Raw genomic sequence first — 19,531 nt, 5'->3', positions numbered from 1 at the left:
GCGTGGATGGAGCGGCCCGGCGACTTGTCCGGCCCTGCCGACGCAGCAGACGCGCAGTTTTCCTTTGAAACCTGGACGACACCGACATCCGCGCCCGTCACGGCGCGCGCCCGGCCGTCCCTTCACTATCGCGTGGCGTCGCGGCCCAGCGTCGCGACCCGTCCACGCCGGAGACTTATAAATGACAATGCGTATGCTGATCGACGCGCGCCACCGGGAAGAGACCCGGGTTGCGGTCGTCAAGGGTAACCGGATCGAGGAGTTCGACTTCGAATCCGCTGAGCACAAGCAGCTCAAGGGCAATATCTATCTGGCCAAGGTCACCCGCGTGGAGCCATCGCTCCAGGCGGCTTTCGTCGATTATGGCGGCAACCGCCACGGCTTCCTGGCCTTCAGCGAAATCCACCCGGATTATTACCAGATCCCGCGTGAAGACCGCGAAGCGCTGCTGCGCGAAGAGCGCGCCCATGCGGAAGAAGAAGCCGCACTGCGCGCCGATTATGACGATGAAGACGATGATCATGATCATCACGATCATGTCGCGCCCGAAGGCGGCGTCGAATATGTCGAAGCCAGCCATCATCATGACGATGAGGAAGAAGGCGAGCAGGCCGAAAGCGGCGAAACCAGCGAAGCGAGCGCCGATCGTGGCGGCCGTCGCGGCGGTGGACGCGGTCGTGGCCGGGGTGGCGACGATGCCGCCGACGAACTGCGCCGCAAGCGCATGGCGCTGCGCCGCCGTTACAAGATCCAGGACGTCATCAAGCGCCGCCAGGTGCTGCTGGTCCAGGTCGTCAAGGAAGAGCGCGGCAACAAGGGTGCGGCGCTGACCACCTATTTGTCGCTGGCCGGTCGCTATTGCGTGCTGATGCCCAACACCAGCCATGGTGGCGGCATTTCGCGCAAGATTTCGAACGCCGCCGACCGCAAGCGGTTGAAGACGATCATCGCCGAAATGGCGCTGCCTTCGTCGATGGGCTGCATCGTGCGTACCGCCGGCCTCCAGCGCACCAAGCCGGAGATCAAGCGCGACTTCGACTATCTCGCCCGCCTGTGGGACGAGATTCGCGAAAAGACGCTGAGCGCCGCCGCGCCCGAGCTGATCCACAACGACAGCGACCTCATCAAGCGGGCGATCCGCGATATCTACAACAAGGATATCGAGGAAGTGATCGTCGAGGGCGAGCATGGGTACAAGGCCGCCAAGGACTTCATGCGCCTGCTGATGCCCAGCCACGCGCGCCGGGTGAAGCAATATGCCGATCCGGTGTCGCTGTTCCAGCGCGCCAGCGTCGAGGAGCAGCTGGCGGCGATGTACAATCCCGTCGTCCAGCTGAAGTCCGGCGGCTATCTGGTCATCAACCCGACCGAGGCTTTGGTGTCGATCGACATCAACTCGGGCCGTTCGACCCGCGAACATGGCATCGAACAGACCGCCGTCGCGACCAATCTGGAAGCCGCGCGCGAAATCGCACGCCAGTTGCGCCTGCGCGACATGGCGGGCCTGGTCGTCATCGACTTTATCGACATGGAGGTGAACTCCAACATCCGTAAGGTCGAGAAGGCGATGAAGGAGGCGCTGAAGGACGATCGCGCCCGTATTCAGGTCGGCCGTATTTCGGGCTTCGGCCTCATGGAAATGAGCCGCCAGCGCCTGCGCACCGGCGTGCTGGAAGCATCGACCCGCCAGTGCCCGCATTGCGAAGGCACCGGCCTCGTCCGCACCGCATCGTCGGCGGGCCTGGGCGCGCTGCGCATGCTGGAAGAAGAAGCGGCCCGTGGTCGTGGCAGCCTCATCACCCTGCGCGCCAGCCAGGAAGCGGCCTTCTACGTCCTCAACAACAAGCGTGCCGAACTGGACGAGATCGAACAGCGCTATGGCGTGCGGATCGAAGTCCTGCCCGACGGCGAGGTCGAAGGCGCCCGCATGTCGGTGGAGGCCAGCGGCCCCCGCCCCGAGCGCGTCGTGACCTATGCGCCGCTGCCCGAAGAGGATGACGATTTCGACGTCATCGAGGAGGAAGAAGAGGAAGAGGTCGAAGAGGCCGAAGCCGAAGCTGAGTCCGACCGTGAGGAACGTGGCCAGCGCGGCGAGCGTGGTGACGAGGATCGTGACGGCGGCCGCCGTCGCCGTCGCCGTCGTCGCCGTCGTGGCGGTCAGCGCGACGAACAGCATGGCGAAGGCGGCGAAGAAGGCTCCGAGCAGGCCGATGGCGAAGCCGAAGATGCCGAGCCGGCCGAGGAGGGTGCGGAAGCACCTGTCGAAACCGCTGCCGCTGGTGACGAGGAAGAAGGCGGCGCTCGCCGTCGCGGTCGTCGCGGTCGTCGTGGTGGCCGTCGCCGTCGCGAAGGTGGCGATGATGCCGTGTCGACCGAGGCGGACGCCGCTGAGGCCGAATCGGTGGACGCCGAGCCGGTCGCGGAAGCCGCAGCCGAGCCTGTCGTCGAGGTCGCCCCCGAAGCCCCGGCCGAGGAAGCACCCAAGACCCGTCGTCGTCCCCGCGCGCGCAAGAAGGTAGAGACTGAAGCCGTTGCGGCCGAAGTCGAAGCTCCGGCCGCGCCGGTCGAAGCCCCGGTTGACGTCGTCGCCGAGGAAGCGCCGGCCAAGCCCAAGCGCACCCGTCGCAAGAAGGCCGACGTCGTTGCTGCCGAAGCGGAAGCTCCTGTAGTCGAGCCTGCACCCGCTGCCCCGGTCGCGGAAGAAGCCGCCGCCGAGGAAGCGCCGGCCAAGCCCAAGCGTACCCGCCGCAAGAAGGTGGTCGCTGCCGAAGTCGAGGCAGAAGCCGCGCCCGCTACCGAGGCCGTAGTGGACGCCGCCCCGGACGTGCCCGTCGCCGAAAATGCCGATGCCGGCGAAGAGGGCGAAGGCGAAAATGGCGAACCACGCCGTGGCTGGTGGCAGCGCACCTTCGGCCAGTAAGCCCGGACACTCGATGTGATGAACAAGCGCCGCTGCTCTTCCGGTCCCGACCGGTGCGCAGCGGCGCTTTTCATATGGGTTGCGCCCCATCCCCCGTCTTCACCGCCGGTTCAGGGCGGACATGGCATCGGCGCCCGTCCATGATGCGCCTGTTTCAATTCTTCGCCGTCCTGCTGGCATCGCTCGCGCTGATGGCGCGGCCGGCCATGGCGCAATCCATCCTGCGCGACGCCGAAACCGAATCCTTCATGGCCGATATGTCTGGTCCGCTGGTCAAGGCGGCCGGCATGGAGCCGAAAAACGTCCAGGTGATGGTGATCAACGACCCGGAGATCAACGCCTTCGTCGCGGGCGGCCAATATGTCTGGGTGCATAGCGGGCTGATCGCGCAGGCCGACAATGTGAACCAGTTGCAGGGCGTGGTGGCGCACGAACTGGGCCATATCGAGGGCGGCCATATCATCCGGTCGGGCGAAGGCATCAAGGAAGCCACCAGCGTCACCATATTGAGTCTGGTGCTGGGCGCGGCGGCGATCGCGGCGGGTGGCGCGGAAGCGGGCATGGGGTTGATGGGCCTGGGCCAGCAGGCGGCGATGACCAAATATCTCGCCTTTTCGCGCGGGCAGGAAAGCTCCGCCGATCTGGCGGGCGCGCGCTATTTGTCGCAGGCGGGGCTGAGCGGCAAGGGCAGCCTGGAATTTTTCAAGAAGCTGCAAAATCAGGAATATCGTCTCGCGATCCCGCAGGACAATAGTTATGGCCGCACCCATCCGCTGTCGGGCGAGCGCATCAATGTGCTGCGCGAAGTCTATACCGTCGATCCGGCCTGGGAGCGGCCACCCGACAAGGCGCTGGAGGCGCGGTTCGAGCGGATCAAGGCGAAGCTGATCGGCTTCGTGTCCGAACCGACCCAGACCTTGCAGAAATATCCGGAAAGCGACCAGTCGATTCCCGCCCATTATGCCCGGGCCTATGCCTGGCATAAGAGCGCCTATCCGCAAAAAGCGCTGGAGGAGGCCGACGCCTTGCTGGCGGCCGCGCCGCATGACCCCTATTTTCTGGAACTCAAGGGCCAGATATTACTGGAAAGCGGCCGGCCAAAGGATGCCGTCGCGCCGCTGCGCGAAGCGGTGAAGATCACCAACCAGCCCCTTATTTCCGTACTGCTCTCCCACGCGCTGATCGCGACGGAGGATGAAAGCAATTTCGCCGAGGCCGAGCAGGTGTTGCGCCTGGCCGTGCAGCGCGACCGGGAAAATCCCTTTGCCTGGTATCAACTGGGCGTCGTCTACGAACGGCGCGGCGATACGCCCCGCGCCGCACTGGCGACCGCGGAGCGCTATGCCATGATGGGCCAGCATCCCATGGCGTTGCGCAGCGCGGACGCCGCGATGCAGGGATTGCAGGCCGGCACGGTTGACTATCTGCGGGCGCAGGATATCGCGATGACCTCCCGCGCCGCGATCGAACAGCAGCGCAAGAAAAGATAGATATGACAGATCAGACCCGGCCCAGCTTTCGCGCGGCCCTTTCCAACAGGACCATACAGATGACCCTTGGCGCCCTCGCCCTGACCGCCATTGCCGGCGTCGCACTGGCCGCGCAGGCCCCCGCCAGCGTCAATGCCAATGACAAGACGGCGATCGAGAAGATCGTGCATGACTATATATTGGAGCATCCCGAGATCATCCCGCAGGCGGTGGAGAAGTTGCAGGCCAAGCGCATGTCGAGCACGATCGACGCCAGCCGCAGCACGCTCGAAACCCCTTATGCGGGCGCCTGGGAAGGCGCGGCCAATGCCGACGTCACCGTGGTCGAATTTTTCGACTATGCCTGCGGTTATTGTCGCGCGTCCTTGCCCGATCTGGCCAAGCTGGTCGGTTCGGACGCGAAGGTGAAGGTCGTCTATCGCGAACTGCCGATCCTGTCGGAAGCCAGCAGCGACGCGGCCAAGGTGTCGCTGCTCGCCGCCGAGCGTGGCCAATATATGCCCTATCACCGGGCGCTCTACGGCGCGGGCAAGGTATCGCGCGAAACGATCCTGGCCGCCGCCGCCAAGGCGGGCCTGACCAAGTCGGAAGCCGAATCGGCGATCGCATCCAGCAAATATGATGCGGAGATCCAGTCCAACATCGCGCTTGCCCAGAAATTGCAGGCCAGCGGCACGCCGACCTTCGTCATCGGCGGTCAGGTGCTGAACGGCGCGGTGGGCTATGATGCGCTCAAGGCCGGCGTGGCGAGCGCGCGGGGGAAGTAACCCACTTCCGTTCGGTTCGAGCCTGTCGAGAACCCTTACGCAAGGGTTCTCGACAAGCTCGAACCGAACGGATGTTGGGATTGGGGTCGCCCGCCCATTGACTTACCCCCCCCTTTTGCCTATCGGACGCCCCCTGACTGGCGGCCGCTGATTTGGCGGCCCTTTTTTGTCACGCCTGATTCTCTATTTGTTTTTGAGGAATGAACGATGAAGCGCACTTTTCAGCCGAGCAATCTGGTTCGGAAGCGCCGTCACGGTTTTCGCGCCCGCATGGCGACCCCCGGTGGCCGCAATGTGATTCGCGCGCGCCGTTCGCGCGGCCGCAAGAGCCTGAGCGCCTGATTTCAACGCCCGAAAATGCTGCTGCGCCGGCCATGATGGTCCGGCGCGCGGATTTTCTGGCGGCGAATCGCGGACGCCGCGCGCCGATGCCGGGCTTTGTCCTGCTGGTGCGTGAGCGTGGCGACGGCGATCCGGCGATGCGTTATGGCATCACGGTCACCAAGAAAGTAGGCGGCGCTGTCATCCGCAATCGGATGAAGCGCCGTTTTCGCGTCCTGGCGCGTGAGCTGCTGCCGCTGCACGGCATCGCCGGGGCGGATCATGTGCTGATCGGCCGGGATGGCGGTATCGAGCGCGATTTCAGCCTGCTGCATGCCGAATTGGGCAAGGCGCTGGGCAAGATCATGGCGCGCCCGATCGACCCGCCGCGCGATTTTTCGCGCACCGGCGGCAAGACAAGGGGCCGTGGCCGCCCCTCCCGCGACCAGCAGAAGCAGACCGCCAGGCAGGAAAACGGGGCGTGATCGCCCGCCTGCTGATCCTGATCGCGCGCTTCTGGCAGGTCGGCCCTTCCCGCATCCTGCCCCCCACCTGCCGCTACGCCCCATCCTGTTCGGAATATACTATTCAGGCGATCCGCAAATATGGCGCGATCAAGGGTAGCTGGCTGGGGTTCAAGCGGCTAATGCGATGCCACCCATGGGGCGGCTCGGGCTACGATCCCGTTCCCTGACGATATAGACATAAGACGGCGGAGCCGAACAAAGTGGACGATAAGAAGAATATCATTCTGGCGGTGCTGCTGACCGCAGCGATCCTGTTCGGCTGGCCCTATGTCTCGCATTATGTCTTCCCGGCGGCCAATCCGCCCGTCACGAAGATCGAAGGCGGCAAGACCACCCCGGTCGCCGCCCCCGGCACCGACACGGCCGACGGCTCTGCCGTGATTCGCGATCGCGCGATCGTGCTGAAGGAAAGCCCCCGCGTGCCGATCCGCACGCCCAAGCTGACCGGCTCCATCAACCTGAAGGGCGCGCGCATCGACGATATCGTGCTGCCGACCTACAGCGAGACGATCGCCAAGGATTCGCCCGCCGTCCGCCTCTACAGCCCGTCGGGCACGGCAGATGCCTATTTCGCCGGCTTCGGCTGGCAGGGCGAGGGCCTCAAGACGCCGAACAAGGACACGGTCTGGACCGCGCAGGGCAGCGAACTGACGCCGACCAGCCCCGTCACGCTGACCTGGAACAACGGCGCTGGCCAGACTTTCGAAATCCGCCTGTCGGTGGACGAAAATTACATGATCTCGGCCGCGCAGAAGGTGTCGAACACCGGCGCCGGCGCGGTGGGCGTGAAGCCCTACAGCTATATCAGCCGCACCGGCATTCCCAAGGATCCCGACACATGGACCATCCATGTCGGCCCGATGGGCGTGTTCAACGGCGCCGCCAATTATGACGTGAATTACAAGGATCTGGACAAGGGCCCGTCGACCCAGAGCTTCCAGTCCAAGGGCGGCTGGATCGGCTTCACCGACAAATATTGGCTGTCCGCGCTGGTCCCGGCCACCGATGCCGATTTTGCCGGCCAGTTCCGCAAGGGCGCCGGCACCCAATATCAGGCCGACGCCGCGCTTGGCTCGACCATGCTGGCCCCCGGCAAGGCCGCGACCCAGTCCATCCGCCTGTTTGTGGGCGCCAAGGAAGTGAAGACGCTGCAAGCCTATGAGCGTGCCGGCGTCCCGCTGTTCGACCGTGCGATCGACTGGGGCTGGTTCTACTGGTTCGAACAGCCGATCTTCGCGCTGCTGCACTGGCTGTTCGAAACGCTCGGCAATTTCGGTGTCGCGATCATCTGCCTGACCTTCTGCGTCCGCGCGCTCATGTTCCCGGTCGCCCAGCGCCAGTTCGCCAGCATGGCAGCGATGCGCGCGGTGCAGCCCAAGATGAAGCTGCTGCAGGAGAAATATAAGGACGACAAGCAGCAGCTTCAGGTCAAGATGATGGAGCTGTACAAGCAGGAGAAGGTCAATCCGCTTGCCGGCTGCCTGCCCATCTTCATCCAGATCCCGATCTTCTTCGCGCTTTACAAGGTGTTGCAGCTGACGATCGAAATGCGTCACCAGCCCTTCGTCCTGTGGATCAAGGATCTGTCCGCACCCGATCCGCTGCATATCCTCAACCTCTTCGGCCTGCTGCCCTTCACCCCGCCCTCCTTCCTGGCGATCGGTGTGCTGGCGCTGCTGCTGGGGATCAGCATGTACTTCCAGTTCAAGCTGAACCCGGCCCAGATGGACCCGATGCAGCAGCAGATCTTCTCGATCATGCCGTGGATGATGATGTTCATCATGGCGCCGTTCGCGGCCGGCCTGCTGGTCTACTGGATTACCAACAACTGCCTGTCGATGGCGCAGCAATGGTGGCTTTATCGCAAGCACCCGGTCCCTGCCCCAGCGACGGCGAAGTAACCAAGCCCATCAAGTCCCCGTTCGTGCTGAGTAGGGACTGAGCGAAGCCGAAGGCCCGTATCGAAGCATCGCGCGGCCTTCGGCCCTTCGATACGCCGCCTCGACTTCGCTCAGCGGCTACTCAGGGCGAACGGAGAATGAATGTGACAGAAGAAGACAACACCGCCCTGATCGAGGAAGCCCGCAAGGTCTTTTCCGGCCCCATCGCCTTCCTCAAATCCGCGCCGACGCTGGATTTCCTGCCGGACATGGCGGTGAATGAAGTCGCCTTTGCCGGCCGGTCCAATGTGGGCAAATCATCGCTGCTGAACGCGCTGACCAACCGCAATGGCCTGGCGCGCACGTCCAACACGCCGGGCCGCACGCAGGAATTGAACTTCTTCGACGTGGGCGAACCGCTGCGCTTCCGCCTGGTCGACATGCCGGGCTACGGCTATGCCAAGGCGCCCAAGGATATCGTGCGCAAATGGAAGTTCCTGGTGAACGACTATCTGCGCGGGCGCGCGGCACTGAAGCGCGCACTGGTGCTGATCGACAGCCGCCATGGCATCAAGGATGTCGATACCGACATGCTGGACATGCTGGACGGCGCGGCGGTCAGCTATCGCATCATCCTGACCAAGAGCGACAAGATCAAGGCCAGCGAACTGGCCACCGTGACTCAGCAGACCGCTGACGCGATCCGCAAGCGCCCGGCCGCCCATCCCGACATCATCGCCACGTCGAGCGAAAAGGGCATGGGCATTCCCGAACTGCGCGCCGCGGTTCTGGAAGCCGTCAGTCAGGGATAAATCGCCATGGCCGACGACGATTATGTCTATGACGAAGCCAGCGGCGAATGGATCAGCGCCGCTGATGCCGCTGCGCAGCCGGATGCATCAGCGGCCGTGGAGGTGCGCGATTCGGTCGGCAACCTGCTGGCCGATGGCGATCAGGTGACGTTGATCAAGGATCTAACCGTCAAGGGGGCTGGCCAGACATTGAAGCGCGGGACGCTCATCAAATCGATCCGCCTGACCGGCGACGCGCAGGAAATCGACTGCCGGTATGACGGGATCAAGGGCCTCGTCCTGCGCGCGGAGTTCGTGCGCAAGCGGTGAGTGGGGATTGGGGTCGGACAAAAGCGGACATCATGATATCGTCATCCCGGACTTGACCCGGGATCCCGCTTTTCTCCCAAGTCAGGCTTGAAGAAGGCAGCGGGGCCCCGGGTCAAGCCCGGGGTGACGACCAATCGGACCGCCCGCTCCCAATCCCAGCCCCTCAAAACAACCTATATTGCGCGTCGCCTTGCAGCTTCCATGTGCCGACCGTCTCGTGCCGGGTACGACCGATATGGCTGCACACCAGCACCAGTTCCTCCACCCGCCAGCCGAAACCGTCGATGCGCCGCCGCGCCGGCGGTCCGTCGCGATAAAAAAGCGTCTGGTGCGGGCTGAATTTCCAGTCTTCGCGCGCGGGCGCCGCCGATCGTTTCAGGGCATCGGCCACCTGCCGCTGCAACCGCGCCAGCGCCGCATTGCTGCGCGATGGCCGCAGCGCCGCCGATCGTCCTCCATAGCTTAGCTGATCGAATAACAGGTCGAACGAATCGGCCATAATCCTTGGCGCTACGGTGCCCAGCGTGTCGATCAAACCCTGTGGATAAGTCGCGACGTCGGCGGATATGCCCAGCGTCACATGCTGATGTTCGGGCAATATGCGCGCCTGCCCGCCCGCCAATATCTCGGCATAATGGTCGATCTGGCGCGCGACCACCGGCGGCGGCTTTACTGCGAAGAACAAGCGATAGGCGGGGGCAAGGCGGCGTCCCATGAAGACATCTCCCGAATCAAGGCAATTTTGTTCTTTATATGTTCTTATCTCGCCCGTGTCGATCCGCTCAGGAACCCGAATCGCCTCATCCTGCGTTGGGACTCCATCGAGGAAAGGAGTGAGGCCCATGCAGCACACCATCGCCAGTCTGGCCGAGAAAATGCAGCATATCGATTTCGCGATGCTGTCGACCCATACGGAGGACGGCCATATCGGCGCCCGGCCGATGAGCAACAATCAGGATGTCGCCCATGGCGGCGACAGTTTCTACTTCACCACCGAAGATACGCTGATGGTGCGGGATATCGAGCGCGACCCCCGCGTCAGCCTGTCCTTCCACGGCAAGAGCGGCCTGTTCGGTCAACGCCCGCTGTTCATCGCGCTGGAGGGGCGCGCGGATCTGGTTCGTGATCGCAATCAATTTGCCGACCATTGGAACCCCGATCTGGAACTGTGGTTCGCTGATGGCGTCGATACGCCCGGCCTGGTGATGATCCATGTCCATGCCGAGCGCGCCCATTATTGGGATGGGCAGGATGAGGGCGAACTGGAAATCGACGTGATGCACTGATGGTGACGCGCGGCCGGACCATCGCTCGCCTGGTGCTGGCCGCCGCCTATCTGGTGGCGGGCATCGCGCATCTGACGCGGCCGGCCGGCTTCCTGGCGATCACGCCGCACTGGGTGCCGGCGCCCGAATTGGTCGTTGCGCTGACGGGTGTTGCGGAACTGGCCGGCGCGATCGGGCTGATAATCCCGCGCCTGCGGGGGGCGGCCGGCATCGGGCTGGCGCTCTATGCGCTGTGCGTGTGGCCGGCGAACATCAACCACGCCCTGAACGATATCCCGCTGGGCGGTACGCATCTGAGCTGGTGGTATCATGGTCCGCGGCTCGCGTTGCAGCCGGTCATCATCTGGTGGGCGCTATGGGCCAGCGGCGTCACCGACTGGCCGTTCCGGCGTCGGCGTTAGACCTGAATCAGCGCATAGGGGCGGTCGAACTTCTGCGACACCACGAACTGCGCGCAATTATAGACGGGGACGCCGCGCGGCGTCTTGCCCTCGAACGCGCCGCGATGGGCATGGCCATGGACGGCAAAGCGCACATTGTCGAACCGGTCGATCGCGTCGGCCAGCCGGGACGAGCCGAGGAACGGGAAAATCTCCGGCGGCTCGCCCACCACCGTCTCCTGAATCGGCGCATAATGCAGCACGGCGACGACCCGATCGGTGCGCAGCGATCGCAGGGCGTTTTCCAGCTTGCGCGCCTCATTGATCGATTCCTCGACGAAGCCCTTGATCGCGCTTTCGCCGAACGCGCCCAGCTCACCCCGGCCGAACCCACCGACAAAGCCCTTCACGCCCGCAAAGCCGACGCCCTGTATCTCCACCGCCTGTTCGTCCAGCACGGTGACGCCCGCGCCGTGCAGGATGCGGGCGACCTCTTCGGGCTGGCCACATTCATGATCATGATTGCCCAGCACCGCGACGATCGGAATGGTGCAGGCGTGCAGATCCTCGGCCAATATCTCGGCCTCGCGCGTCTTGCCGAAATTGGTGAGGTCGCCGCATAGCGCCAGCACATCGGCCTTCTGCGAAATCTCCGCGAACATATCGCGATATTTATGCTCCGACTGATCGGTCACATGCAGATCGCCGATCGCGGCGATCGTCAGGCTGCCTTCATTTGTTGCGGTCATGACTTTCCTCCAGTCCCTTGCCCACGACATCGGCAAAACCCCATTCGGTGATGTCGACCAGATAGTCGCGGGGCGACAGCAGCCGTCCCCGGCAGACGCGAATCTTGGGCACGGGCAGTTCGGCGCGGGTTTGCAGCCGGCCCAATAATTCCTCGAACAGCCACAGCGGAATGCAATGGCGTTCGGTCGGATAGATGAAGCGGAAATTGAGCAGCGCGATCAGCAGCAATTCCCAATGCAATTCCATCGCATCGAGCAGCCGCTGCCAGTCAATCGCTTCATATTGTTTCAGGATCATGTGCGCGACGTCCGCGCCGTCATAGCGATAACGATCCTGGATGAAGAGTTTCGACAGGATGAACTCGGTCGGCGGGGTGATGCGGACGCGGGTGCCATAGACGTCGGCATGGGCGCTATCGCGAAACCATTCCTCCGTCACCGGCAGACTGGCCGACGAGATATTGTAGATGACGTCGAAAAAATGTCCGTCTTTCCATACCTTGCCGATCCAGCGTTCATCCTCGAACTCCACTTCATGCCCCAGCTGCTTGAAATGGGCGAGGATACGGGGCGCGTCGCCCGCCTTGCAGAATACGTCCAGATCCTTGGTCGGCCGCACGATGCCGGTCAGGCAACCCAGCGCATAAGTGCCCGACAACATGAAGGGGATCTCCGACGCGACCAGTTCGGCCAGGCTGTCGGCGTAGAATTGCTTCGCTTGCGGCGGCGGATCGAAGGTGGCGGGATCAATCGTCATCGGGGCAACCTTCTCCATGGGAGCAAGAGGAACGGGCGGCGACGCGCTTCCGTTCCACCTGCGGCCCTCCCCCAAAGGTAGGCGGTTGTCTTTCGGGGCCAGCGGCTTAGGGTGCGCGTCCATCCCGTAACAAACAAACTATCAATGGCGAGGCGGCATGACCCGGCACATTCCCTGGATTTTGACCGCGATTATCGGCGCGGTCGCGCTGACCGTCGTGGCGGTGTCGCGCGGCGAGAATGTCAATGCGCTGTGGATCGTGGTCGCGGCGGTCAGCTGCTTCCTGGTCGCCTATCGCTATTATGCGCTCTACATCGCCCGCCATGTGATGCGGCTCGATCCCGCCCGGCCGACCCCGGCGATCCGCCGCGCCGACGGCCTCGATTATGTCGCGACCGACAAGACGGTCCTGTTCGGCCATCATTTCGCGGCGATCGCGGGCGCCGGGCCGCTGGTGGGGCCTGTTCTGGCCGCGCAGATGGGCTACCTCCCCGGCACGCTCTGGATCATATTCGGCGTGGTGCTGGCAGGCGCGGTGCAGGATTTCATGGTCCTGTTCATCTCCATGCGCCGCGACGGCAAATCGCTGGGCGAACTCATCCGCATGGAAATGGGGCAGGTCGCCGGCACCATCGCTTTGTTCGGCGCCTTCATGATCATGGTCATCATCCTGGCGGTGCTGGCGCTGATCGTGGTGAAGGCATTGGCCGAAAGCCCGTGGGGCATGTTCACCGTCGCGGCTACCGTGCCGCTGGCCATGGCGATGGGCGCCTATACACGCTGGATCCGGCCCGGCCGCATCGGCGAAGTGTCGATCCTGGGCCTGATCGGCCTGCTTGCCGCCATCGTCTATGGGCAGGCGGTATCGCTCTCGCCCGTCTGGGGTCCGGCCTTCACCTTCACGCCGGTGCAACTGTGCTGGATTTTGATCGGCTATGGCGCGGTCGCCTCCGTCCTGCCGGTCTGGCTGTTGCTGGCGCCGCGTGATTATCTGTCGACCTTCCTCAAGATCGGGGCGATCGCTGCGCTCGCCATCGGCATCGTCATCATGGCCCCGCCGCTCAAGATGCACGCCGTCACCCAATTTATCGGGGGCAACGGCCCGGTCTGGTCGGGCGGCCTCTTCCCCTTCCTATTCATCACCATCGCCTGCGGCGCGGTATCCGGCTTCCACGCCCTCATCGCCAGCGGCACGACACCCAAGCTGATCGCCAGCGAAGCCCATGCGCCGATGATCGGCTATGGCGCGATGCTGATGGAGGCGTTCGTGGCGATCATGGCGCTGGTCGGCGCATCGATCCTGGACCCCGGCATCTATTTCACGATGAACAGCCCCGCCGCTCTGATCGGCACCGACGCGGCCAGCGCATCGGCCGCCGTCACCGCCATGGGCTTCCCCATCTCGCCCGACCTCATCACCCAGACGGCGAAGGATGTCGGCGAACATAGCATCATCAGCCGCGCGGGCGGCGCCCCGACGCTAGCCGTGGCGATGGCGGAAATCTTCAGCCATGTCGTGGGAGGCCCCGCGATGAAGGCCTTCTGGTATCATTTCGCCATCCTGTTCGAAGCGCTCTTCATCCTGACCGCCGTGGATGCCGGCACCCGCGCCGGGCGTTTCATGTTGCAGGATCTGATCGCGCTGGCCGTGCCCAGCTTCAAGGAAAGCAAGAGCCATGTTCCCGGCATCGTCGCCACCGGCCTGACCGTCGCGGCCTGGGGCTTCTTCCTCTATCAGGGCGTCACCGATCCGCTGGGCGGGGTGAACACGCTCTGGCCGGTATTCGGCATTTCCAACCAGATGCTCGCCGCGATCGCCCTGATGCTGGGAACCACCGTCCTCTTCCGCATGAAGCGCGACCGCTTCGCCTGGGTCACGCTAGTCCCCACCGCCTGGCTGCTGATCTGCACCTTGTCGGCGGGCTGGCTGAAGCTCTTCTCGGCCGATGCCAAGGTCGGTTTCCTGGCCCATGCGGCCAAGTTCAGCGCGGCGGCGGACGCGGGCGAGATACTCAGCCCGGCCAAGTCGATGGCGGAGATGCAGCGGATCATCTTCAACGACCGGATCGATGCGGCCTTGGTAGCGCTGTTCCTGGCCGTGGTGCTGGCGCTGCTCTTCTTCACCGTGAAGACCTGCCTCGCCGCCCGGCGGATCGCCGCGCCCACCGCGCGCGAAATCCCTTCGCAACTGGTGCCGGCGGAATGATCGGCTGGCTCGATATCGCGCGTCGCACGGCGCGACTCATGGTCGGCCTGCCGGACTATGATGCCTATCTGCGCCACATGGCTGCGCACCATCCCGACCGTCCGGCAATGAACCGCACGCAATTTTTTCGGGACCGGCAGGAAGCTCGCTATGGCGGCAAGAATGGCGGGCGATGTTGCTGAAACATTGCCGGAAAACAGCTATTTAGCGCGGCGACATCATGACATGAATGGCAATCTTCGTAATATTACGACTGTAAAATCAAAATAGGCGACAAGAAATTTCAAAAATACACCCGATGGGGTATTGATCGCTTCCGTCGCTTTGCTAGGGCGCGCCATCCTTTGTGCCCGACAGCGTAGAGGATGTGCCCCCTGCCCATCCCTTGCGGCGGGGGGCACACTTAGAACATATGCATGCCGTCATCCGCGCGCGTTGAAGCCCGCGACCATGCCCGCGCTGATCGACAGCGCGATTTCCGCCGGGCCGATGGCGCCGATATCGATTCCCGCCGGACCGTCGATCCGGGCGAGATCCTCAGCGGCAAAGCCCATTTCCGCCAAGCGCTCCAGCCGTGCCGCATGGCTGCGGCGTGATCCCAATGCCGCGACATAGCCGGTCGGCGCCCGCAGCGCCGCGACCAGCGCCGGATCGTCGATCTTGATGTCATGGCTCAGCACCACCACCGCCGTCGACTCGCCGGGCCGTCGCGCTGCCACCGCTTCATCGGGCCAGCGATCGTCCAGTTCGACGCCGGGGAAGCGCTCGGGCGTCAGGAAGCGCCCGCGCGGGTCGATCACCACCGGCGTAACCCCGATCGCCTGCGCCAATGGCACCAGGCTTTGCGCAATCTGCACCGCCCCCACGATCAGCAGCCGACGCGGCGGATCGTAGCGATTGAGGAAATCGCCCTCTTTCACCTCTACGCCGGTCACGCCACTGGCCAGATCGGTCGCCAGCGTCAGCGCGCGCCCGGCCTCGCTCGCGGTGGCGATCTGCCCGAACAGATCGGGCGTAAAACCGCCTTCGCCCACCGGCTGGACCAATACCGCAATCTCCCCGCCGCAGGGCAGGCCGACCTCCCACGCATCGCCATCGGCCACGCCATAGCGTTCCACATGCGCCGCCCGTCCGTCGATCACCTCGGCCGCGCGTTGCAGGACGGCACTTTCCACACAGCCGCCCGAAATGCTGCCTTCGAACCGGCCATCGGCATGGACGATCATATGGCTGCCGCGCGGACGCGGTGCCGATCCCCATGTCGATACCACCGTCGCCAGCGCCATCGGCGCGTCGCGCCATTCGATCGCCTTGCGGATCACCGCACTATTATCGTTCAACTGAAATTCCCCGTGACTGGCCTGCACATCAACGCCGCACCGCCCATCCGTTTCCCAGATGGGACGTGGATAGAGCCACGCCTGGTGCCAGCTTAGTGTAGGCGCCTGCCACTCCATACGACCCGCCCGACAATATCCACCAGCGCCGGGTCGATGTCGGCCCAGTCGGGATAATGGGGATTGTCGCTGACCACGCTGAACCAGCCGCGGCGCGGCCCCATGGCGATGCGCTTGACCATCAGCACCCCATCCAGCCGCAACACATAGACCCCGTCACGCAGGCGGCCGGCATCATCGTCATGATCGACCATGATGTCGTCACCATCATTCAATGTCGGCGCCATCGATTCGCCATCGACCCGGATGATCGACACGCGCTGCGGCCGCACGCCCAGATGGCGCAGCCAGCGGGCGTCGAACGCCATCACGCCGGCCGCCTGCTCATCCTCGTCCAATGATCCCGGCCCGGCCGACGCGCCCAATGCCAGGCGCGGCACCGCCACGACGGCCGGCATGCCGCGTATCCGAACCGGCGCGGCGCCGATAACGGGCGTCGGCGCTTCGACCCCGCCCAGCATCGCTTCGGGTACGCCGAAATAGCGCGCCAGCACGCGCCGGTCCGCTTCGTCCAGCTTGCGGGGCGTACCGCGCTTGATGAACTGCTGAATATAGGCGGGGTTGCGCCCGATCAGCCGCGACAGATCGGCATAATTTTCGCCCCGGTCGGCGATCAGCCGTTCCAGCGCGATCCGGGCGTGCTGAGATTCATCCATATCCGGTCCATAATGATAGGAATTTTCCTAGACAAGTAGGAAAATGCAATTGAGATAGGAATACGCCTATCGACTCGCAGCGGGCGAGTCGCACTGACGGGGGAGAAGAAAGCCCATGTTGCTGCAAATGATCGAGCGTTTCCTGCGCGACGAAGACATGACGCCGACCCGGTTCGGCCGCGATTGCGCGCGCGATCCGCGCTTGGTCTTCGACCTGCGCCTGGGCCGGGAACCCGGCGATCGGGTGCGGAGACGTGTAGAACATTTCATGAACACATATCGCAGGAGCATCAGCCGATGACAAGCATGGATCGTCGTTTCGCAGGTGCGAGACTCATCCGAAATCAAGCGATAGGAAAAAAGCGAGACGATCCGTTGCCGTCATTGCTGGCGCAATTGCTCGCTCTGGCCGGCGAACCCACGACGGTCGAACGGGCCGTGAGCCGTCCCTGGGCCAGCGCCTTGTTCGAAGGGCGCCGTCACCTCATCCGCCTGCATGTGCACGGTGAGGATTACCGGATGCGCAGCTTGATGCTCATGGCCGTTCTGACCGATGCCGAATGGCAGATATCCGGGCATTTCGTCGCCGACATCACCGTGGATAACGGCGATGTGGATAATAAGGGCGTCTGGCTGGACCTGTCCGCCCTTACCATAGAGGATCGATAGGCGTTAGCGCCTGCCGGTCATGGAGCGCAGCGCACCCAATGCGGCGCGCAGCGCTTCATCCTGGTCCTGCTCCACGCTGGCGCGCACCGTAACGGCCGGGGCGACCGGCATGTCGGCGATCGTGCCGGCGGGGGCACTCATCTTGCGCGACCGTTGGGCCAGGCCCCGTTCCAACCTGTCGGTCAGTTCGCTGATCGACAGGCCATGGGTCGGCAGCGGCGCCGGGCGAATCGGTTCAACGGCCGGTTCAGGCGCGAAGAGTGGCGCGGGCGCGGGAGACATCACCGGTGCGACCATGTCCTGCGGCATCCAGAACGCTTCGGGGGCTTCGGTGACCATGTCCTCGACATGCATGTCCTCCTCATGCGCGTCCACCGCATCCTCCTGCACCAAAGTGGGCGCGGTGAACGGGCCGGCGGGGCGCAGGAAGGCGGGCTGGGGCAGATCCTGTTCTGCGATCGGCGTCGGCGCGCTGGGCATGGCCAGATTGCCGAGCGGCACGACCGTATCGCGTTCCGGCTCCCGATTGGCCACCAGCGACCGGCGGCCCGATTCGGTCTTGGGAAAGATATCCAGCCCGTCGAAATCGCGGCTGGCGAAAATGGGCGGGCGCGACGGCGCATCGGGATGAGCATCGGCGCGGCGCAGGACCGGGATATCCGGTTCGGACGCGGCGCGGCCCCGGGCCAGTGCAGTCAGCTTGGAGAATGCGAAACCCATTTTTCTTGCTCCCTGGACGCGTTTGGCACGTCCTGTTTCATCTTCAAGGGCCGGTATCCCCGAATCCCGGCGCGTCAGGCCAACTACGCCCACCGCCATCAATCCGGCAAAACCCGCCATCAACAGTCGCGCCTTCAAACCCAGCGGCGGCGCCGCAGCAGGCACTGCTTCGCTCAGGCCACTCGACGCCACCAGCATCTCGACCAGGCCGACGGGCATCCACAGGAACAGCAGGGCGACTGCCAGACCGGCAAAAGCCGCCAGCGCCATCCCCCGCCTCCTGTCTACGCCTGTCGACACTTTTTTGTTCAACCCCTCATCAGGCCCGACTCATGCCGCTGCGCGCGCGCCCGTCGGGCGCGCCAGCAACCGCTGGTAAACGGGTTCATAACGCAAAATGTTTGACGACCAGTTACGTTCTGCCTCTACAAAGGCGCGGGCGACGGCGCGGCGCTCGTCCCAGATCGCCCGGTCGGCGAACAGGTCCGCCAATGCCGTGGCGATCGCGGCCGGATCGTCCGGCGCGAACAAGGTGCCTGTCACCCCATCCTCGATCAGTTCGCGATGCCCGCCCACGCTCGACGCCGCGACCAGCCGCCCCTGCGCCATCGCTTCCAGCGGCTTTAAGGGCGTGACCAGATCGGTCAGCCGCATCGCCTTGCGCGGATAGGCCAGCACATCGACCTGCGCATAATAATGTTCGACCTGATCGTGCGGCACGCGGCCGACGAAGACGATATGATCGGCAAAGGGCGACGCCATCGCCTGATCGCGCAGCGCCTGTTCCATCGGCCCGCCACCCACCAGCAACAGCTTCGCCTTCGGCCGGGCGCGCACGAGTCGCGGCATCGCGGCGATCAGGTCGTCCAATCCCTCATAATCATAGAAGCTGCCGATGAAGCCGACGACGTCCGCTCCCTCCAGCCCCAGCTTCGCGGTCAGTACAGGATCGCGATCCACCGGCGCACCGAACTGGTCCATGTCGACGCCATTGGGCGACACGACGATCTTGCCCGCATCCACGCCGCGCGCGATCAGGTCGCCGCGCAGCCCTTCGCAGATCACCGCCACCGCATCAGCCGCGCGCACCGCCCGGCTTTCCAGCTGGCGGGTCAGCCAATAACGCGGGCTGCCCTCGACCCCGGTGCCGTTGCCGACCGCCGCATCTTCCCAGAAAGCCCGGATTTCGTAGATCATCGGCAGGCCATGACGCTTGGCCACGCGCTGCGCCGCGATCGCGTTCAGCACCGGCGAATGGGCATGAATGACGTCCGGCCGCCACTGGCGCACCAGCGCGTCGATCGCATCGGCATGGGCGGCGATATCGCGCCATTCGCGAATCAGCGGATTGCCGCTGGCCGCCACGCCGGGGGTACGGTGGAAGGTCAGCCCGTCCACTACTTCTTCCGCCGGGCCATCCGCCACATGACGATGCCCGGTAATGCCGCGCACTTCCCACCCACGCGCCATCTGCGCCCGCAGGATCGCACGGGTGCGAAAGGTATAGCCGCTGTGCAGCGGCAGACTGTGGTCCAGGACATGGAGAATACGAGTCATAGCCCGATCTGTTTGGCGAAAAAGGTTTAACGGCCCGTCAACTCTGTCTGGTTAGTGGAGGAACCGTG

Annotated in this window: 22 protein-coding genes; 15 read left to right on the top strand and 7 right to left on the bottom strand. The window is 64.2% G+C overall.

The features are described from left to right. Window positions 1–193: 193 nt before the first annotated feature. The 9 genes from F4U95_RS07600 (at window position 194) to F4U95_RS07560 (ending at window position 9,026) form a co-directional block, all read left to right on the top strand. Window positions 194–2,920, top strand: a complete 2,727-nt coding sequence (locus F4U95_RS07600) for an Rne/Rng family ribonuclease (RefSeq protein ID WP_150425265.1) — start codon at window positions 194–196, stop codon at window positions 2,918–2,920. Between the two features lie 140 nt (window positions 2,921–3,060). After that, window positions 3,061–4,410 (top strand): M48 family metalloprotease, encoded by a 1,350-nt coding sequence (locus F4U95_RS07595; protein WP_150425194.1) that lies wholly within the window; start codon window positions 3,061–3,063, stop codon window positions 4,408–4,410. Window positions 4,411–4,412: 2 nt separating this feature from the next. Beyond that, a complete protein-coding gene (locus F4U95_RS07590; RefSeq protein ID WP_211363955.1) occupies window positions 4,413–5,177 on the top strand; it encodes a DsbA family protein in 765 nt (254 codons plus the stop codon). 207 nt (window positions 5,178–5,384) lie between these two features. Next, window positions 5,385–5,519 (top strand): 50S ribosomal protein L34, encoded by a 135-nt coding sequence (gene rpmH / locus F4U95_RS07585; RefSeq protein ID WP_021317369.1) that lies wholly within the window; start codon window positions 5,385–5,387, stop codon window positions 5,517–5,519. Between the two features lie 35 nt (window positions 5,520–5,554). After that, the gene (rnpA, locus tag F4U95_RS07580) at window positions 5,555–5,983 is read left to right on the top strand and encodes a ribonuclease P protein component (RefSeq protein WP_150425264.1); all 429 of its coding nucleotides are present in this window, start codon (window positions 5,555–5,557) and stop codon (window positions 5,981–5,983) included. Beyond that, the gene (yidD, locus tag F4U95_RS07575) at window positions 5,980–6,192 is read left to right on the top strand and encodes a membrane protein insertion efficiency factor YidD (RefSeq protein WP_120251642.1); all 213 of its coding nucleotides are present in this window, start codon (window positions 5,980–5,982) and stop codon (window positions 6,190–6,192) included. Before rnpA ends, yidD begins: the two co-directional genes overlap by 4 nt. Window positions 6,193–6,225: 33 nt before the next feature. Then, window positions 6,226–7,926, top strand: coding sequence for a membrane protein insertase YidC (gene yidC / locus F4U95_RS07570; protein ID WP_150425192.1), 1,701 nt, complete (start codon window positions 6,226–6,228; stop codon window positions 7,924–7,926). A gap of 137 nt (window positions 7,927–8,063) precedes the next feature. Continuing rightward, a complete protein-coding gene (yihA, locus tag F4U95_RS07565) occupies window positions 8,064–8,717 on the top strand; it encodes a ribosome biogenesis GTP-binding protein YihA/YsxC (protein WP_425505045.1) in 654 nt (217 codons plus the stop codon). 6 nt (window positions 8,718–8,723) lie between these two features. Next, window positions 8,724–9,026: an alkylphosphonate utilization protein gene (locus F4U95_RS07560; RefSeq protein ID WP_120251639.1), complete on the top strand. Its 303-nt coding sequence runs from the start codon at window positions 8,724–8,726 to the stop codon at window positions 9,024–9,026. Between the two features lie 163 nt (window positions 9,027–9,189). Here F4U95_RS07560 and F4U95_RS07555 read toward each other — a convergent pair whose 3' ends face one another. Next, window positions 9,190–9,741 carry a 2'-5' RNA ligase family protein gene (locus tag F4U95_RS07555; protein ID WP_150425190.1) on the bottom strand — a complete coding sequence of 184 codons (552 nt, stop codon included), beginning with the start codon at window positions 9,739–9,741 and terminating at the stop codon, window positions 9,190–9,192. 127 nt (window positions 9,742–9,868) lie between these two features. Between F4U95_RS07555 and F4U95_RS07550 the strand changes: the two genes are divergently transcribed. Together F4U95_RS07550 and F4U95_RS07545 are read left to right on the top strand one after the other, a co-directional pair. Next, window positions 9,869–10,312: a pyridoxamine 5'-phosphate oxidase family protein gene (locus F4U95_RS07550; RefSeq protein ID WP_120251637.1), complete on the top strand. Its 444-nt coding sequence runs from the start codon at window positions 9,869–9,871 to the stop codon at window positions 10,310–10,312. Next, window positions 10,312–10,713, top strand: coding sequence for a DoxX family protein (locus F4U95_RS07545; RefSeq protein WP_150425189.1), 402 nt, complete (start codon window positions 10,312–10,314; stop codon window positions 10,711–10,713). Before F4U95_RS07550 ends, F4U95_RS07545 begins: the two co-directional genes overlap by 1 nt. On the opposite strand, the gene F4U95_RS07540 is transcribed toward F4U95_RS07545, so the two are convergent. Together F4U95_RS07540 and F4U95_RS07535 are read right to left on the bottom strand one after the other, a co-directional pair. Next, window positions 10,710–11,441: a metallophosphoesterase family protein gene (locus tag F4U95_RS07540; RefSeq protein ID WP_150425188.1), complete on the bottom strand. Its 732-nt coding sequence runs from the start codon at window positions 11,439–11,441 to the stop codon at window positions 10,710–10,712. The two genes, F4U95_RS07545 and F4U95_RS07540, sit on opposite strands and share 4 nt — an antisense overlap. Continuing rightward, the gene (locus F4U95_RS07535; RefSeq protein ID WP_150425187.1) at window positions 11,425–12,198 is read right to left on the bottom strand and encodes a nucleotidyltransferase family protein; all 774 of its coding nucleotides are present in this window, start codon (window positions 12,196–12,198) and stop codon (window positions 11,425–11,427) included. Before F4U95_RS07535 ends, F4U95_RS07540 begins: the two co-directional genes overlap by 17 nt. A gap of 157 nt (window positions 12,199–12,355) precedes the next feature. Between F4U95_RS07535 and F4U95_RS07530 the strand changes: the two genes are divergently transcribed. Both F4U95_RS07530 and F4U95_RS07525 read left to right on the top strand, forming a co-directional pair. Continuing rightward, window positions 12,356–14,404, top strand: a complete 2,049-nt coding sequence (locus F4U95_RS07530) for a carbon starvation CstA family protein (protein WP_150425186.1) — start codon at window positions 12,356–12,358, stop codon at window positions 14,402–14,404. Then, a complete protein-coding gene (locus F4U95_RS07525) occupies window positions 14,401–14,586 on the top strand; it encodes a YbdD/YjiX family protein (protein ID WP_120251632.1) in 186 nt (61 codons plus the stop codon). The genes F4U95_RS07530 and F4U95_RS07525 overlap by 4 nt, the downstream gene beginning before the upstream one ends. A gap of 240 nt (window positions 14,587–14,826) precedes the next feature. On the opposite strand, the gene F4U95_RS07520 is transcribed toward F4U95_RS07525, so the two are convergent. Both F4U95_RS07520 and F4U95_RS07515 read right to left on the bottom strand, forming a co-directional pair. Then, the gene (locus tag F4U95_RS07520) at window positions 14,827–15,744 is read right to left on the bottom strand and encodes an XdhC family protein (RefSeq protein ID WP_150425185.1); all 918 of its coding nucleotides are present in this window, start codon (window positions 15,742–15,744) and stop codon (window positions 14,827–14,829) included. 92 nt (window positions 15,745–15,836) lie between these two features. Beyond that, complete coding sequence (locus F4U95_RS07515; protein WP_150425184.1) at window positions 15,837–16,517, bottom strand: S24 family peptidase; 681 nt, start codon at window positions 16,515–16,517, stop codon at window positions 15,837–15,839. A 115-nt stretch (window positions 16,518–16,632) separates the two neighbouring features. Between F4U95_RS07515 and F4U95_RS07510 the strand changes: the two genes are divergently transcribed. Together F4U95_RS07510 and F4U95_RS07505 are read left to right on the top strand one after the other, a co-directional pair. Then, the gene (locus tag F4U95_RS07510) at window positions 16,633–16,818 is read left to right on the top strand and encodes a hypothetical protein (protein ID WP_120251629.1); all 186 of its coding nucleotides are present in this window, start codon (window positions 16,633–16,635) and stop codon (window positions 16,816–16,818) included. Window positions 16,819–16,892: 74 nt separating this feature from the next. Continuing rightward, on the top strand, window positions 16,893–17,186 hold the full coding sequence (locus tag F4U95_RS07505) for a hypothetical protein (RefSeq protein ID WP_331852612.1): 294 nt from the start codon (window positions 16,893–16,895) through the stop codon (window positions 17,184–17,186). A 3-nt stretch (window positions 17,187–17,189) separates the two neighbouring features. Here the strand turns inward: F4U95_RS07505 and F4U95_RS07500 are convergent, their stop codons facing one another. Both F4U95_RS07500 and F4U95_RS07495 read right to left on the bottom strand, forming a co-directional pair. Next, window positions 17,190–18,176 (bottom strand): hypothetical protein, encoded by a 987-nt coding sequence (locus F4U95_RS07500; protein ID WP_150425182.1) that lies wholly within the window; start codon window positions 18,174–18,176, stop codon window positions 17,190–17,192. A gap of 60 nt (window positions 18,177–18,236) precedes the next feature. Beyond that, entirely contained in the window at window positions 18,237–19,463 is a 1,227-nt protein-coding gene (locus F4U95_RS07495; RefSeq protein ID WP_150425181.1) for a TIGR04063 family PEP-CTERM/XrtA system glycosyltransferase, read from the bottom strand. Window positions 19,464–19,531 lie beyond the last annotated feature (68 nt).

Source organism: Sphingobium limneticum (assembly GCF_008710165.1).
GTDB classification, from domain to species: Bacteria; Pseudomonadota; Alphaproteobacteria; order Sphingomonadales; family Sphingomonadaceae; genus Sphingobium; species Sphingobium limneticum.
The sequence above is the reverse complement of the archived record's forward strand: the minus strand, read 5'-3'. Positions and strand labels throughout refer to the sequence as shown.